Consider the following 15,495-nt stretch of genomic DNA (forward strand, 5'->3'; position numbering starts at 1 on the left):
ACAATAGTCCGTACAATGATGCGCATGAACGCCATCCAAATCCGCCTTCTGTCGCTCGCGCTGTTCGCCGTGTTCTGCGCGACGCTGACCTACTGGGTCATCACGCTCAGCACGCTGTCCGGTGCGCCGTTGCCCGCAGCAGCCGCACACGCGCAGATATCGACCGAGCAGGCTGCCACGCTGTTCGGCGGGCAGCTCACGCGCAACGCCAACCAGGACGTGCGACTGTTCGGCATCCTCGCTTTGCGGGAAGGCTCCGCGGCCATCGTCAGCGTGGGCGGCGAACCGCCGCATGCCGTGTCGCTCGGCAGCGCGCTGATGCAAGGCACCAAACTCTCCGAAGTCCGCGCCCGCTCGATCATCATCGACCGCAATGGCGCGCATTCCGAAGTGTTCCTGCCGGCCAACCCCGCAGGTCCGACGATCTACGTGCGTTAAAGCCTGACGCACAAGCGCTTCGTTCCAACTGATTGCGCGGTCACCGCTCTGGTCACCGCGCAACCCAGTCTCTCTCCCGGCCTTACTGCACCAGGTTGTTCAACTCGATGATCGGCAGCATCACCGCCAGCACGATCACCAGCACCACGCCCCCCATCGCCAGAATCAGCAACGGCTCCAGCAGACTCGTCAGGAACATCGTGCGGCGTTCCAGTTCGCGTGCTTCGCCATCGGCGGCGCGGTCGAGCATCGTGGTCACGTCGCCGGTCGCTTCGCCCGAACGGATCAGGTGAACCAGCACGGGCGGGAATGTCTTCGTATTGCCGAGCGCGCGTGACAGCGACGTGCCTTCGCGCACGCGCACGATCGCATCGTCGATGTTCTCGCGCATCGCGTTGTTGCTGAGCGTTTCGGCGGCGGCTTGCAGCGCGCGCAAAATCGGCACGCCCGCCGCGGTGAGAATGCCGAGCGTGCTGGCAAAGCGCACGGTGTTATAGCCGCGCACGAGTTTGCCGAGCAGCGGGGCAGTGAGCAGCCAACGGTCGAACGCGAGGCGCGGGCCGGGCTGCTTCAGAATCGAGCGCACCAGATAAACCAGCACGACCACGCCGATCAGCATCGCCCACCACCAGTTCCGCACGAAGCCCGAGAGCGCCATCATCATGATGGTGAGGAAGGGCAGTTGCTGCTTGGTGCTGGCGAACACGTTCACCACCTGCGGCACCACATAGCTCAACAGAAACGTGACGATGCCGAACGCGATGATCGTGACGATGGTCGGGTACGTGAACGCGAGCACGATCTTCTGCTTCAGCGCGTTGCGTTGCTCGATATAGTCGGCGAGCCGCGACAGCACGAGGCCGAGCTTGCCGGTATGTTCACCGGCCGCGACCAGCGCGCGATAGATCTCGGGGAAGTCTTTCGGATGCTGCGTCAACGCGTTGGCCAGCGAATGGCCGCCGAGCACTTCCGCGCGAATCGACGCCATCAGTTCGCGAATGTAGTCGCGCTCCGATTGCTCGGTGAGCACGGCAAGCGCTTCGTCGAGCGGCAGGCCGGCAATCAGCAGGCTGGCGAGCTGGCGCGTCAGGATCGCCTGCTCGCGTTGCGACAAACGCCGCCCCAGCGACAGCCGTTGATTGCGCTCGCCCCGCGTGCGGGTGGCCGCCGGTTCGACGACGAGCGGCGTCAGTCCTTGCGAACGCAGATTGGTCCGCGCACCGCGCGCGCTGTCCGCGTCGAGTACACCTTTTTGCGCCTTGCCCGCCGCGTCGATCGCTTCGAAACGAAATGCCGGCATGCGCTTATGCTCCGCCCGTGACGCGGATCACTTCTTCGAGCGATGTCAGCCCGGAGGCGAGCCAGCGGTCCGCATCCTCACGCAGCGTGCGCATGCCTTGCGCACGGCCGGCCGCGAGAATTTCCGCATCGGCTGCGTTGCGGTGAACCAGCGTACGGATGTTGTCGTCGATCAGCAGCAGTTCGTAGACGCCGCGGCGTCCCGCATAACCGGAATGGCCGCAACGGTCGCAACCGACCGGATGCCAGCGCACGCTGCCGTCTTCTTCGACGCGCTCTTCGCGGCACACCGGGCACAGACGCCGCACGAGCCGCTGCGCCAGCACGCCGAGCAGCGACGACGCCAGCAGATACGGCTCCACGCCCATATCGGTCAAACGTGTCACGGCGGATGCGGCGTCGTTGGTGTGCAGCGTGGCCAATACGAGGTGGCCGGTCAGCGACGCCTGCACCGCGATCTGCGCGGTCTCCAGGTCACGGATTTCACCGATCATGATGACGTCCGGATCCTGCCGCAGAATCGAGCGCAGCGCCCGCGCGAAGGTCATGCCGATCCGTTCGTTGACCTGCGTCTGGCCGATGCCGGACAGGTCGTATTCGATCGGGTCTTCGACCGTCATGATGTTGGTGGTCGCGGTTTCGAGCCGCGACATCGCCGCATACAGCGTGGTCGTTTTACCGGAGCCGGTCGGCCCGGTCACCAGCACGATGCCGTGCGGCCTGCCGATCAGCTTGTCGAACTTGCCGAGCGTATCCGGCCCCATGCCGAGCGCTTCGAGGTTCAGGCGCGACGCATCTTTTTCCAGCAGACGCAGCACCGCGCGTTCGCCGTGACCGGTCGGCAGCGTCGAGACGCGCACGTCGACCGGGCGGCCACCCACGCGCAGCGTGATACGGCCGTCCTGCGGCAAACGCTTTTCGGCGATATCGAGCTGCGCCATGATCTTGATCCGCGAGATCAGCGCGCCGTGCAGCGCTTTCTTCGGCCGCACGACGTCGCGCAACGTGCCGTCGACACGAAAGCGCACCACAGAAGAGGTTTCGAACGGCTCGATATGAATATCCGACGCCTGTTCGCGCGCCGCTTGAGTGAGCAACGCGTTGATCATGCGGATGATCGGCGCGTCGTCTTCCGACTCCAGCAGATCCTCCACCTCGGGAATGTCCTGCATCAGGCGCGAGAGGTCGACTTCGCCTTCCACTTCGCCGACCACCTGCGCAGCGCTGCCGTCCTGGCGCGCATATGCCTGGTTGATCGCCTGCGTGAGCTCGTCGGCGGGCAGACGTACGATCGACACTGCGCCGAAGTTGCGCGCCACTTCGGAAAGCGCGGCATCGCTCGTGCGTTCGCTGATCCAGACTTCGAGGCTGTCCGCATGCTGATGCGCGACCAGAATCTGGCCGGCACGGGCAAAGCCGTAGGGCACGAGCCGCGCGGCGATGGCCGAAGGCGCCTCGCGCCCGCCATGCTCCGTCACACTCGCGGACGACATCGCCGCGGCTTGTGTCGCGGCACCGGCTCGCGTTGCGGCCGGCGTAGCGGACGCTGACGGCGGCGTGGACGGCGTGCTCACGGCCGCACTCCAGGCGACGCGGTGGAAGGCGTCACCGTGACCGGATTGCTCTGCGTCGTGGACGGCCCCACGGTGACCGGATTGGTCTGCACGGGGCCATTCGTGCCCGGCGCGGGAACGACGCCGGCCGGCCCGGCGTTGGCCGGCGGCGGCGCCATCTGCTGACGGCGCATCTTGTCGAGATCGAACAGGTTCATCGCGGGCGAACCGCCCTGGCTCGGACCGATCGGCATCGGCGGAACCACCGGATCGTCGTTGTCCTTCATCAGGTTGTTGTCCTGCTTGTACGCGCCCTGCACACCCTGGATGTAGTCGTAGCGATTCGACGTCACGGCCTGAGCGGTACCGCGATCGCCGATGATCACGGGACGCAGGAACACCATCAGGTTGGTCTTGTTGCGAGTCTTCTGTTCCGAGCGGAACAACTGCCCGATCCATGGAATATCGCCGAGCAACGGCACCTTGCTGTTGCTCACCTGGTAGTTGTCCTGCATCAAGCCGCCTAGCACGATGATCTCGCCGTTATCAGCGAGCACGGTCGACTGGATCGAACGCTTGGTGAATTCCGGACCGGCCGGGTTGGTCGCCGCGTTGGTCGTGCCGTTCACGATCGCCGAGTCTTCGGTGTAGAGCTGCAGCTTGAGAATGCCGCCGTCGGTAATCTGCGGCTTCACGTGCAGCGTCAGGCCGACGTCGACGCGGTCGAAAGTATTGAACGCGGAAGTCGCGGTGGCGCTCGTGAGGTTCGAATACGAACCCGTCTGGATCGGCACATTGGTACCGACGACGATCTTCGCTTCCTCGTTGTCGAGCGTGATGAGGTTAGGCGTTGACAGCACGTTCGCATCGGCGGTCTGCGAGAGTGCCTGCAACAGCGCGCCAAGGCCCTGCACCCCGAAAATGTTGTGAATCCAGCCGATGTTCAGTCCTTGCTGCAACTGTTGGGTGGCGAGCGCGGTAGCAAGACCGCCGGTGGCCCCCGCCGCCACGGCGCCCGCCGTCAGATTGACGATGCTGTTGCCGCTGCCGGTCGCCAGATTGGTGCCGGCAAATATCGAATTGTTCGCAACCTGCCATTGAATGCCGAGGTTGCCACTCGTGTTCGAGTTCAACTCGACGATCAACGCCTCGAGATAAACCTGAGCGCGCCGTGCGTCGAGCTGGTCAATCACCGCGCGCAGATTGCGGTACACCGGCTCGGCCGCCGTGATGATCAGCGAGTTCGTCGCGGAGTCCGCCTGGATCATCCCGCCTTGCTGATTGTCGTCGCTCTTGTCCTTGTCGTTGCCGAGCAGGCCGCTGGAATTGTTGTTGCCGCCCGCACCGTACCCGCCTCCGCTGCCACCGCCCATCGGCGAAGACAGGGAACTGCTGCCGAGTCCGCCCGACGGCAGCGGTGGCGTACCCGACGAGCCCGTCGAATTGTTGCCGCCCAGGCCGCCGCCGCTGTTCTGGTTGAACGAATTCGCGTCGTTCGCGTTGCCCGACGAGCTGTTGTCGCCGCCTTTGCCGAACATGCCGCGCAAGGTCTTGGCGAGCTTCGTCGCGTCCGCATTACGCAGCGGCACGACGTGGATGTTGCCGGGCATGGTGGTCGGCGTATCGAGTTCCTTCGCCAGCTGCTTCGCCGCTGCGAGACGCGCGCCGTTCGACGCGCGGATCAGCAGCGAGTTGGTGCGCGGGTCGGCGGTGACCGACACCTTCAGCGTCGCGTCGGTGCTGCCGATCGAGCCGGGGTCGAGCATCTTGTTCAGTTGCGTGGCGATGTCGATCGCGTTCGCGTTCTTCAGCTGCACCACCGATACCGACTGGCCCGCCGCCGAATCCACACCCTGGATGATCTGGGCAATACGCCGCACGTTGTCGGCGTAGTCGGTGACTACAATGGTGTTGTTAGCGGGGTAGGCCGCCACGGTATTGTTCGGCGAGATGAGCGGACGCAGCACCGGCAACAGATTGTTGGCCGATTCATTCTTCAGCACAAACACCTGCGTGACCACTTGGTCGCCGCGCGCCGTAGGCGCATTGCCGACATAGGTCGGTACGCCTTGCAGCTTCGCGTCGGCCTCGGGCACGACTTTCAGTACGCCGTGGTCCTGCACGAGTGCGAAGCCCTGCATCCGTAACGCGGACTGCAAGGTTTTCAGCGCCTGATCTTCAGGCACCGCGTTTTCCGACACGAGATTCAACTGACCTTTCACGCGCGGGTCGACGATAATCGTTTTGCCGGTTGCGGCGCCAATCGCCTTGGCCACCTGATCGATGTCCGCGTTGACGAAGTTGAGTGTCACCTGTGCCTGTGCTGTCTGCGCGGTGATCAAGCCAGCCACCAGCAGCGCCGTTGCAACGCGACGCAAAGCCATACGATTTCTTCTCATGGAATAGGGTATCGATGCCGACGGCCGTAGCCGCCGACGGTCATGCAGTGCGGACATGGGAGCAGGCCGCCGCCCTGTCGATCTGCCGGCCGGCCTCGCGGACGATCATCGTCCTCGTTGCCCGCCGTCCGATGTCCGAAAAAAATGAACAGTAACAGTTTTTCATGTCGGATTTGTCACAAAACGAACCGCCTCGTGCGATTTCTCTAGAGACCGCCACCTGTTGTCAAGCAATTGAAAGCTAATGGAAAGTCGTACGAATGAGCTCGAAAACGCTTCGTTTTCTGCTCTCTTATGTCGGTTAGCCAACTTGACGAGGGTCAGCCTGCCGGTATGATACGAGCCGTTCGAGTCCCTGGTTGCGAGTTGCCGACGCGAGTTTACCCCGATGTCGACAGCCGCCCGGCCAGCGTGGCTCGGCGGCTGTCAGTGGCTGAAGTATGGCCGATGCGATACCTTACCGAACCTTACTCTTGCGCTTTGCTTAGTGGTCTTGACTGATGAAACGAAACTTCGTCACCGTCGCCGTAGGACTTGCCGTGCTGCTGGCAGCAGGGTCCGCACGCGCCGATTGCTTTGACGAAGCAGCGAAGTATCAGAAGGTCAACCCCTTGATTCTGCGCGCAATCGCGTGGCAGGAGTCGCATAATCGCCCCGACGCAACGCATAAAAATGCGAACGGCTCGACCGACTACGGGGTGATGCAGATCAATTCGATCCATTTGCCCACGCTCGCACAGTATGGCATCTCGCAGGGCACGCTGATGGAACCGTGCAAGAACGTCTACATAGCGGCATGGCATCTGCGCCGCCAGATGAACAAGTACGGCAACACCTGGCAGGCAATCGGCGCCTATCACTCCGAGACGCCGGCGCTGCGGGACAAGTACTCGCAGCAGATCGCCGCGATCCTGCGTAAGTGGAATCTGATGCCGGCCGCGCGCTGATCCGGGCTGTCACGCGGCCTCCGTCCGTTTTGATGCACAATGCGGCTTCGTGCAGCCTTCGAGGCTCGACCCGGTTGCGGTCTGCATTATACGTCCTCAGCCCGGCACGCCTTCCAATCCTCTAGTTTTCCCGTACTGCAATGAACCAGCCGCTATTGCCCGTCACCGTGCTCTCCGGTTTTCTGGGCGCCGGCAAGACCACGCTCCTGAATCACATCCTCGCGAATCGCGCCGGCTTGCGCGTGGCCGTGATCGTCAACGATCTGGCCGCCGTCAATATCGACGCGACCCTCGTGCGCGATGCCGCCGCGCTTTCTCACGTCGAGGAACAACTCGTCGAGCTGTCGAACGGTTGCATCTGCTGCACGCTGCGCGACGATCTGCGGATCGAGATCAAGCGGCTGGCCAGCGAACAGCGCTTCGACGCGATCCTGATCGAATCGACCGGCGTGGCCGAGCCGATGCCGATCGCCGAGACCTTTGCGTTCGTCGATGACGAAGGTGCCTCGCTCGCCGACGTCGCGCGGCTCGACACGATGGTGACCGTGGTCGATGCGTTCAACTTCCTGCGCGACTACGGTTCGGCCGACGCGCTCTCCGAGCGCGGCATCGCCGCGACCGAGGAAGACGACCGCACGCTGGTCGAACTGCTGATCGAGCAGATCGAATTCTGCGATGTACTGGTGGTGAACAAGGCCGATCTCGTCAGCGCAGAAGAGCTCACGAGCCTGCAACGCATTCTTGGCCGGATCAACCCGCGTGCGGTGCAGGTGGTCGCCCGTTTCGGCGAGGTGCCGCTTGCGCAAGTGCTGAACACCGGCCGCTTCGATTTCGACGAAGCGGCAAGCGCGCCGGGCTGGCTGGCGGCGCTCAATCATGAGCATGACCACGAGCACGGCCATGCTCACCACGGCGAAGCGGACGAATTCGGCATCGGCAATTTCATTTACCGGGCGCGCCGGCCGTTTCATCCGGAACGCCTGTGGGCGTTGCTGCATCAGGAATGGAAGGGCGTTTTGCGCAGCAAGGGTTTTTTCTGGCTCGCCACGCGTAACGATATCGCGGGTTCGCTTTCGCAGGCCGGCGGTGCTTGCCGGCACGGTCCGGCGGGCATGTGGTGGGCCGCTCAGGATCGCAGCGAGTGGCCCGACGGCGACGACGAGCTGGCCGCCGAAATTGCCGCCGACTGGTACGGCGATCCGGACGACCTCAGCATCGGCGACCGTCGCCAGGAGCTGGTGATGATCGGCGTCGGCATCGATCCGGCTGTCTGGAAAGCGAAGTTCGACGCGTGTCTATTGACCGACGAGGAATACGCGCAGGGACCGCAAGCCTGGGAGCAGTTCGTCGATCCATTCCCGACGTGGGACTTCGACGAAGACGACCATGATCATCATGACCACGATCACGACGGTCATGGCCATGGTGAAATCGTGCATCGTCACGACTGAGCGGCCTTCGCCCCTCGGCGGGATCGAGCCGCGACGCCTGTCGCGGCTCGATTCCCTACACAATGCTCAGGCGAAAAAAACCCGCCGTTGGCGGGTGTCAACTGCCTGGCAGTAATCTGCTTAGCGCTTGTTGACTGCGTCCTTGAACGCCTTACCAGCCGTGAACTTGACGGTCTTGGCGGCCGGAATCTTGATAGTTTCGCCGGTCTTGGGGTTACGACCCGTACGCGCTGCGCGCTTGCCCGAACCGAAGCTGCCGAAGCCGATCAACTGGACCGCATCACCCTTCGACACAGACTTCTTGATCACTTCAAGCAACGTGTCCAGCGTTTCACCGGTTTGAGCCTTGCTGGCGCCCGTCTGTCCTGCGACGGCGTCGATCAGTTCCTGTTTGTTCATTAAGGTTCCTTTCTGAGTTTAGGTTGACACGAACAGCGCGAACGCGCCGATTATACGTGCGCGGACCGCGCCGTCGAGCAGCGCCGGCTCCGGATCCCCTCCGGACCAATGGCGCCGGACAAATGACTGTCCGTCGGCCGTGCTGCCGCTCCCTTCGCGGCGCTTGCTATGATAGCGCAGCGCAAACCCAATCAGGATAAGGGTTTCGAAGAATTACGCGGTTCCGGGGTCGATATCGCAGGGAAATCGCAATTTTTGCGCTCCGCGACCTCCGACCGAGGCCTGAAACCCAGTATGGACGGGGCTTGGCGTTGGTTTTTGCCAACGTTCGGCGCGTCTTTTTCGCCGTCCGGCGAGCTGCGCGCGCGCGGTAACGTTCGATCCGCGTGTGAGAAAACGCCGGGCCGCCCCACCTTTTCTCACCCCCTCGGGGGGCCTGGCGCGAAGCGACAGGTCTGGGGGCATTTTTCCGAGCGTCAATTTTCCGTCGCGCATGACCGATCCGCTGATCCCCGCCGTCCTCGCTTTTCGCGACAACGGCACGCCTTTTTCGCCGCTTTACGACGACATCTACCACAGCGCCGTAGGCGGTCTCGAACAGGCTCAATACGTTTTTCTACGCGGCAATTCGCTGCCCGACCGGTGGCAGGGCCGCCGCATTTTCACGGTGCTGGAAACCGGCTTCGGCATGGGCATCAACTTTCTGATGACCTGGGCCGCGTGGCGCGCGGACTCGTCGCGCTGCGAGCGGCTGCATTTCGTGTCGACCGAGAAGCATCCTTTTACCGTCGCCGATTTACGCAAGGTGATCGCGTCGACGATCGCCGATCCGGAGATCGCCGGCCTCGCGGAGGCACTCGCGAACGCTTGGCCAATGCTCGTTCCCGGCACGCATCGGCTTGAATTCGATGAAGGGCGCGTCGTGCTCACGCTGGTGTTCGGCGACGCCCAGGAGAGCTTGCCGGCCTTGAGGCTGCGCGCCGACGCGTTTTACCTCGACGGCTTCGCGCCGGCCAAGAATCCCGAACTCTGGACCCCAACGATCTTCAAGGCGCTCGCGCGTTTGGCGGGCGAGGGCGCCACCTTCGCCACCTACAGCAGCGCCGGCGACATCAAACGCGCGTTGACGCAATGCGGCTTCGAATACCGCAAGGTGGACGGCTTCGGCTGGAAGCGGGCGATGCTGGTCGGCCACTTCGCACCGCGCTGGCGCGTGCGCCGTCATGAGCCGCCCACTCCGCTTGCGCTCGACGAACGGCATGCGGTGGTGATCGGCGCGGGGCTGGCCGGCTGCGCGGTGATCGAACGGCTCGCCGCGCGCGGCTGGCGCGTCACTTCACTGGAGCGGCACGCTTCGGTGGCGCAGGACGCATCGGGCAATCCGGCCGGCGTGTTTCATCCCATGATTTCGCGCGACGACAGTGTCGCCTCGCGCGTCACGCGTGCCGGCTTTCTGTATGCGCTCAGGCGTTGGGCCGCGCTCGAGCGGCTCGGTCACACGCCATTGCGCGGCGGCCAAGGCTTGTTGCAGATCGCCGCGGACGACGATGAAGCCCGCTCGATCAGCGAAGCCATCTTCACGTTCGGCTATCCGTCCGACTACGTGACGCCCGTTTCGACGGTAGAAGCTGAGCGGCTCGCTGGCATGCCGCTCGCGCGCGGTGGATGGTTCTTTCCACACGGGGGCTGGATCGACCCGGCGTCGCTGTGCGCTGCGCAGTGCGCGGCGGCGGGCCAACTGCTCGAGCGCCGCTTCGGTGTGGACGTCGCACGGATCGAGAGGTCAGGCGATCAATGGACCGTATTCGACACCACGGGCGAGGCCATCGCCCATGCGCCGGTGGTGATCGTCGCCAGCGCGCACGATGCCGCGCGCATCGCCGGTTTGCAACACGCGCCGACTCGCAGCATTCGCGGTCAACTCACTTTGCTGCCAGCCGGTACGGTGCAGCCATCGCTTCAGATGCCGGTGATCGGCGAAGGCTACGCCGTGCCGCTTGCTGACGGCGTCACGCTCACCGGCGCCACCTATGAACTCGACGACCCCGACACATCCCTGCGCGCGGACGGCCATCTGGAAAACCTGGAGCGCGTCGCGCAGATGCTGCCGGCATTCGCTGGCGTCGCCGATCGGCTTCAGTCAGCGGCGTTAACTGGACGTGTCGCGTTCCGCTGCGTCACCAGCGATCGCATGCCGATGATCGGCCAACTCGCCGACGAAGCGCAGGCAGCGCGCGATGCCCAGCGTCTGCGTGGCGCATGGCCGCTCGATCTGCCGCACACCGACGGCCTGTACGGCGCCTTTGCATACGGTTCGCGCGGCCTCGTATGGGCGGCGCTCGGCGCGGAACTGATCGCTTCGCAACTGGAAGGCGAACCATGGCCTCTCGAACGGGATCTGGCTGAAGACATCGACCCCGCGCGCTTCCTGTTGCGCGCATTGCGTCAGGGGACGGTGAGTTAACTGCGGACTCCGCCCAGCATGCTCCCCGGATAACTTATCCACCGAGAGTTGTGGATAACCATGTCGTTTACCGGCGCAACTGGTGTGGAACCGTTGTGGACGTAAACGGGGTAACTTTGCCGCCACCGAAAATCGCAAAAAGTTACCCCTGTATACGCGCCGCTCCCGCACATGCTGTGCATCCGGTTATGCCGTCGGCAAACCGATGATTCATTTCGGTAAACAGGAGTTATCCACAGAAACCGAGGCACCTTGTTAACTGTTACTACGTATACATACGGTAAACCTGTAAACAGAAAGACCGTGGCTGGAGCGGAGCCTATCGGCGTAGCTCGACCGCTCCCAGACTCGTGTAAAACTTCCACGTCGATGTCCCGAAAAGCACATCAACAGCGTTCAAACTAGCGGTTCGCACGGGCAGATCCGCCCTCAAAACGGTCGGTTTTTCCTCATGTCGGCGAGATAACGTACGTTTTTACCGTTTTGCCAGCATGTTCGCGCCTTTTCGGTCAAGGCTGAAAAAGCTATGGCACAATCGCCGTTCTTTTCCGCGTCGTGCCTTGTCTCTACAGCGGCACACGCAGCAAACGGAACGGTGCCGCTCAATCAGAATCTGATTCAAAGTCGACGGCGTTCTTTCACCGTGCCGCTTGCTACGGCCGCACCCCGAATGCGCCAGGTTCCTTGCTGCCGCCGCGCATTCAGATCATCCGATCGTTGAAAACTCGCAACGCTGGTCACGCGAAGCGATCGCGACAGTGAGCGCTTCATGTGCCCACCCGCTCGCCGGTGTTTGCGCCGGTTCGTGTCGCCTGCCGTTGCTGCTAAGGAGAACCCATCACGATGAATTCGGCGTTTTCATTTTTTCCAGCCTGGCCGCTTTCACCCGACGCCATTTTTTGGGCTGGTCTCGCATTGCTCGCCGCAGGTCTGTGCGGCGAGCTGTGCTATCGCGCGTGGCGTTTACCGCGCATTTCCGGCTACGCGGTCATTGGTCTGATTGCTGGTGCAGCCGGTTCGGGCGTGATCGACGCGGATTCCGCGAGCGCCGCGCGGCCACTGCTCGATGTCGCGCTTGGTTTGCTGTTGTTCGAACTCGGCAGCCGGCTCGATTTGCGCTGGATCCGTCGCAATCCCTGGCTGATTCTGTCGAGCGTGGCGGAAGCCACACTGACATTCGCGCTCGTGTTGCCGGTTTTGCTGTTCCTGAACGTGCCGCTGATGGTGGCAACCGTGCTCGCCGCGATCGCCATGGCGACGTCGCCGGCTATGGTGATTCAGCTGAAAACGGAATTGCGCGCGGAAGGCCAGGTCACCCAGCGTCTGCTGACCTTGACCGCGCTGAACAGCATGTACGCCGTGGTGATCGAAAAGCTCGTGTCGAGCTGGCTGCATCAGGAGATGTACGGCAACGTATTCGCGACCATCCTGCAGCCGCTTTATCTGCTGGTCGGATCGCTCGTGCTCGCATATCTGCTCGCGCGCACCTGCACGTTTTTCTATCGACGTTTGAACATGCAGGACGAGCACTCGTTCGTCGCGCTGTTCGGGCTGGTGCTGCTGGCTATTGCGGTCGCGCATCTGTTCAAGCTGTCGACCATTCTTGCGTTGCTGGCGGCCGGCATTATCGTGAAGAATCATGAAGCGCGTCCGCAGTTGTGGCCGGAACATTTCGGTACCGCCGGCTGGTTGTTGACCGTGATTCTGTTCGTGCTGACGCTGACTTCGTTCGAATGGAAAGACATCGCGCTCGGCGGCGTCGCGGCGCTGGGTCTGATTGTTGCGCGTCTCGTGGCTAAACTGGTCGGCGTGCTGGCGTTCGCCAAGCCGAGCGGTTTGAACTGGAAGCAGGGGATGGCGCTCGGTCTGTCGTTATCGCCAATGTCGGCGCTCGCGTATCTGCTGGTCGACGACACCTACAACCTGTATCCGAACTTCGATCCGCAGTTGCGCGCTATCGTGATGTGCTCCATTTTCGTGCTGCAGATTCTCGGGCCGTGGCTCGTCTATCGCAGCCTGGCGCTGGTGGCTGAACGGCGTGAAGAGTAGGCGCAAGCCATGAGCGCGTTGCGCCGCTCAAAGCTCGATGCTTGACACGCTTTATCCAACTTATATTCGATTCAAAAACGGCCGGGCATGTGACTCACACCCGGCCCACCTGACTCAGGGGACGCCATGTCACTCGAACCCTTCATCGATTCGAAACCGTTCACCTTCGGTGTCGAACTCGAGATGCAGATCGTCAATACGCACGACTATGATCTGACCAAAGCCGGCTCGGATCTGCTGCGCCTCATCAAGGACGAAAAGATCCCGGGCAACATCACGCCGGAAATCACCGAAAGCATGATCGAGTTGTCGACCGGCATTTGCACGACGCATGAGCAGGCCGTCGCCGACTTGCGCAAGATTCGCGACACGCTGGTTTCCGCAGCCGATCGTCTGAACGTCGGCTTGTGCGGCGGCGGCACGCACGCGTTCCAGCAATGGAGCGAGCGGCAGATCGTCGATACACCGCGCTTTCAGTACATCTCCGAGTTGTACGGCTATCTTGCCAAGCAATTCACCGTGTTCGGTCAGCACGTGCACATCGGCTGCCCGGATCCGAACAGCGCGCTCTATCTACTGCATTCGATGTCGCGCTTCATTCCGCATTTCATCGCGTTGTCCGCATCGTCGCCGTTCGTGCAGGGTGTCGATACCGGATTTCATTCGGCACGACTGAATTCCGTGTTCGCGTTCCCGCTGTCGGGCCGCGCGCCGTTCGTGCTGACGTGGGACAGCTTCGAGGAGTATTTCTCGAAGATGGTTCACACCGGCGTCGTCAACAGCATGAAAGATTTTTACTGGGACATCCGGCCCAAGCCGGGTTTCGGCACGATTGAAGTTCGTGTGATGGACACGCCGTTGTCGGTGGATCGCGCCGCGGCGATTGCCTGCTACATCCAGACGCTTGCCCGGCATCTACTGCTCGATAAACCGATCACGCCGCAAGAAGACGACTACCTCGTCTATACCTTCAATCGTTTCGAAGCATGCCGCTTCGGTCTGGCCGGCACCTGCATCAATCCGCAGACGGGCGAACGCAAGACGATTTCCGAAGACATCCTCGAAACGCTGGATCTGATCGCTCCGCACGCCGAAGCGTTGGGTTCGGGCAATGCCCTTGCCGAAATCGGCGCGATCGCTCGCGGTCAGGTCAATGATGCGACCTGGTTACGGGGTGTTGTCGAACGGGAAAAGTCCCTGCATGAAGCCGTCAGGCAGCAGTGCTTGCAGTGGCGAGCCTAGCCGACGACAGGATTGCTTACGTCAAATCGTAAGGAAACCCGCCTCGAGCGGGTTTTTTTCAAAAAATTAATTTTCCAGCTCGGCGAGCCTTAGGTTTTTATAGAGTTAACGTATACAAACGTAGTAGTAGTTAACAAGCATTGCATCTGCCTGTGGACAACTGAATAATTCCCTGCAAAGTCAATGCGCTGCGTAAACCATAACTGAGCTGATCACGGGTGCATCAGCGGCGGTATACGAGGACAACTTTGGGACGGACAGACCGGGCCTGGGGGCTTATCAAGAATCGACGCACAAGCCATCCCTAAGTTTTCCCATGGTTATCCACAGCTTGTGTTGGATAAGTTAGCTGTACGATTTGCCGCTCTCGCATAGAATGTCGTTTTCGCTGCTTTGCCTTGCAAGGCGGTAAATTTTTGAGATAGTAGAAAACCGTCTTGTCGCAGTTGGGCGAGGCTACCCCACACAGGCTACGGGCGCTGTCGGCAAGCAGTTCGCCGGCATCGTACGAAAGCTGTAAATAAACCAATCGAAGATTATGAGCGAAGGCGTATACGGAGAACAGGCGACCGGGCGGGTGACCCACAGCCTATTGCGATTGAGCACGGCAATGCGGAGCCAGGCTTGGGAATGGGCGGAAGGCGCTGGCCTGACACCGACCCAAGGCGAAATTCTGGTCTTGCTGATGCAGCGCAAAGGCCCGATGCGTCTCGGCGAAATTGCCCGTGAAACGGCGCTCACCGCCGCGACGACCAGTGATGCAGTCAGCACGCTCGAAACCAAAGGGCTGGTCGAAAAGCGCCGTGCCCTCGACGACGGCCGCGCCCTCGCGGTCCGCCTGACGGCGCGTGGCCGTACGGCGGCGAAGCGCGCCGCGCAGTGGCCGGACTTCCTGGCCAAGGCGGTCGGCACGCTGCGCGACGACGAGCAGGCTGTGTTTTATCGCACTCTGCTCAAGACCGTTCATCAGCTGGAAGCGCAAGGCACGATTCCGCCGCACCGCATGTGTCTGAGCTGCACGCACTTCGAGCCGAGCAAGAACCCGAAGAAGACGCCGCATCATTGCGCGTTGCTCGATCTGAACATGTCGGATACGGATCTGCGCCTCGATTGCTCGGTGTATGAGACGGCCGACGTCGCCACCCAGAAGAAGACCTGGAAGATCTTCGCCCAATAAGGCGGCTTCTTCCGGGACAATCCGCTACACTGCCAAGCCGGCTTCGGCAGGCGGCATAGGCCGCCTGTCAGCCGACT

11 protein-coding genes are annotated in these 15,495 nt (G+C 62.1%); 7 read left to right on the forward strand and 4 right to left on the reverse strand.

What is annotated here, in order from left to right; translation table 11 throughout:
• Positions 1-24: 24 nt before the first annotated feature.
• Positions 25-438 carry a hypothetical protein gene (locus tag PQR42_RS19790; protein WP_408206994.1) on the forward strand — a complete coding sequence of 138 codons (414 nt, stop codon included), beginning with the start codon at positions 25-27 and terminating at the stop codon, positions 436-438.
• Between the two features lie 82 nt (positions 439-520).
• On the opposite strand, the gene gspF is transcribed toward PQR42_RS19790, so the two are convergent.
• Genes gspF through gspD form a run of 3 tightly spaced genes read right to left on the reverse strand, consistent with a single transcriptional unit; the run spans position 521 to position 5,674 of the window.
• Entirely contained in the window at positions 521-1,738 is a 1,218-nt protein-coding gene (gene gspF, locus PQR42_RS19795; protein ID WP_408206996.1) for a type II secretion system inner membrane protein GspF, read from the reverse strand.
• A 4-nt stretch (positions 1,739-1,742) separates the two neighbouring features.
• The gene (gspE, locus tag PQR42_RS19800) at positions 1,743-3,311 is read right to left on the reverse strand and encodes a type II secretion system ATPase GspE (RefSeq protein WP_408206998.1); all 1,569 of its coding nucleotides are present in this window, start codon (positions 3,309-3,311) and stop codon (positions 1,743-1,745) included.
• The gene (gspD, locus tag PQR42_RS19805; protein WP_408207000.1) at positions 3,308-5,674 is read right to left on the reverse strand and encodes a type II secretion system secretin GspD; all 2,367 of its coding nucleotides are present in this window, start codon (positions 5,672-5,674) and stop codon (positions 3,308-3,310) included. Before gspD ends, gspE begins: the two co-directional genes overlap by 4 nt.
• A gap of 515 nt (positions 5,675-6,189) precedes the next feature.
• Between gspD and PQR42_RS19810 the strand changes: the two genes are divergently transcribed.
• Together PQR42_RS19810 and PQR42_RS19815 are read left to right on the forward strand one after the other, a co-directional pair.
• Positions 6,190-6,636, forward strand: coding sequence for a lytic transglycosylase domain-containing protein (locus tag PQR42_RS19810; protein ID WP_408207002.1), 447 nt, complete (start codon positions 6,190-6,192; stop codon positions 6,634-6,636).
• A gap of 140 nt (positions 6,637-6,776) precedes the next feature.
• Complete coding sequence (locus tag PQR42_RS19815) at positions 6,777-8,087, forward strand: GTP-binding protein (protein ID WP_408383916.1); 1,311 nt, start codon at positions 6,777-6,779, stop codon at positions 8,085-8,087.
• A 120-nt stretch (positions 8,088-8,207) separates the two neighbouring features.
• Here PQR42_RS19815 and PQR42_RS19820 read toward each other — a convergent pair whose 3' ends face one another.
• Positions 8,208-8,486 carry an HU family DNA-binding protein gene (locus PQR42_RS19820; protein WP_006050811.1) on the reverse strand — a complete coding sequence of 93 codons (279 nt, stop codon included), beginning with the start codon at positions 8,484-8,486 and terminating at the stop codon, positions 8,208-8,210.
• A 493-nt stretch (positions 8,487-8,979) separates the two neighbouring features.
• On the opposite strand from PQR42_RS19820, the gene mnmC reads away from it, so the two are divergent.
• From mnmC to PQR42_RS19840, 4 genes are all read left to right on the forward strand, one after another.
• Positions 8,980-10,950 (forward strand): bifunctional tRNA (5-methylaminomethyl-2-thiouridine)(34)-methyltransferase MnmC2/FAD-dependent 5-carboxymethylaminomethyl-2-thiouridine(34) oxidoreductase MnmC1, encoded by a 1,971-nt coding sequence (mnmC, locus tag PQR42_RS19825; RefSeq protein ID WP_408383918.1) that lies wholly within the window; start codon positions 8,980-8,982, stop codon positions 10,948-10,950.
• 843 nt (positions 10,951-11,793) lie between these two features.
• Positions 11,794-12,999, forward strand: coding sequence for a cation:proton antiporter (locus PQR42_RS19830; protein WP_408207008.1), 1,206 nt, complete (start codon positions 11,794-11,796; stop codon positions 12,997-12,999).
• Positions 13,000-13,125: 126 nt separating this feature from the next.
• A complete protein-coding gene (locus PQR42_RS19835) occupies positions 13,126-14,241 on the forward strand; it encodes a YbdK family carboxylate-amine ligase (RefSeq protein ID WP_408207010.1) in 1,116 nt (371 codons plus the stop codon).
• Between the two features lie 538 nt (positions 14,242-14,779).
• The gene (locus PQR42_RS19840) at positions 14,780-15,418 is read left to right on the forward strand and encodes a MarR family winged helix-turn-helix transcriptional regulator (protein WP_132376507.1); all 639 of its coding nucleotides are present in this window, start codon (positions 14,780-14,782) and stop codon (positions 15,416-15,418) included.
• Positions 15,419-15,495: the final 77 nt, after the last annotated feature.

The organism is Paraburkholderia sediminicola, assembly GCF_046027355.1.
Taxonomy (GTDB): domain Bacteria; phylum Pseudomonadota; class Gammaproteobacteria; order Burkholderiales; family Burkholderiaceae; genus Paraburkholderia; species Paraburkholderia sediminicola_B.

Bases quoted from the DNA above. Each gene is read 5' to 3' on its own strand.
- PQR42_RS19790 (WP_408206994.1), top strand. From the start codon at position 25: ATGAACGCCATCCAAATCCGCCTTCTGTCGCTCGCGCTGTTCGCCGTG.
- gspF (WP_408206996.1), bottom strand. From the start codon at position 1,738: ATGCCGGCATTTCGTTTCGAAGCGATCGACGCGGCGGGCAAGGCGCAA.
- gspD (WP_408207000.1), bottom strand. From the start codon at position 5,674: ATGGCTTTGCGTCGCGTTGCAACGGCGCTGCTGGTGGCTGGCTTGATC.
- PQR42_RS19810 (WP_408207002.1), top strand. From the start codon at position 6,190: ATGAAACGAAACTTCGTCACCGTCGCCGTAGGACTTGCCGTGCTGCTG.
- PQR42_RS19815 (WP_408383916.1), top strand. From the start codon at position 6,777: ATGAACCAGCCGCTATTGCCCGTCACCGTGCTCTCCGGTTTTCTGGGC.
- PQR42_RS19820 (WP_006050811.1), bottom strand. From the start codon at position 8,486: ATGAACAAACAGGAACTGATCGACGCCGTCGCAGGACAGACGGGCGCC.
- mnmC (WP_408383918.1), top strand. From the start codon at position 8,980: ATGACCGATCCGCTGATCCCCGCCGTCCTCGCTTTTCGCGACAACGGC.
- PQR42_RS19830 (WP_408207008.1), top strand. From the start codon at position 11,794: ATGAATTCGGCGTTTTCATTTTTTCCAGCCTGGCCGCTTTCACCCGAC.
- PQR42_RS19835 (WP_408207010.1), top strand. From the start codon at position 13,126: ATGTCACTCGAACCCTTCATCGATTCGAAACCGTTCACCTTCGGTGTC.
- PQR42_RS19840 (WP_132376507.1), top strand. From the start codon at position 14,780: ATGAGCGAAGGCGTATACGGAGAACAGGCGACCGGGCGGGTGACCCAC.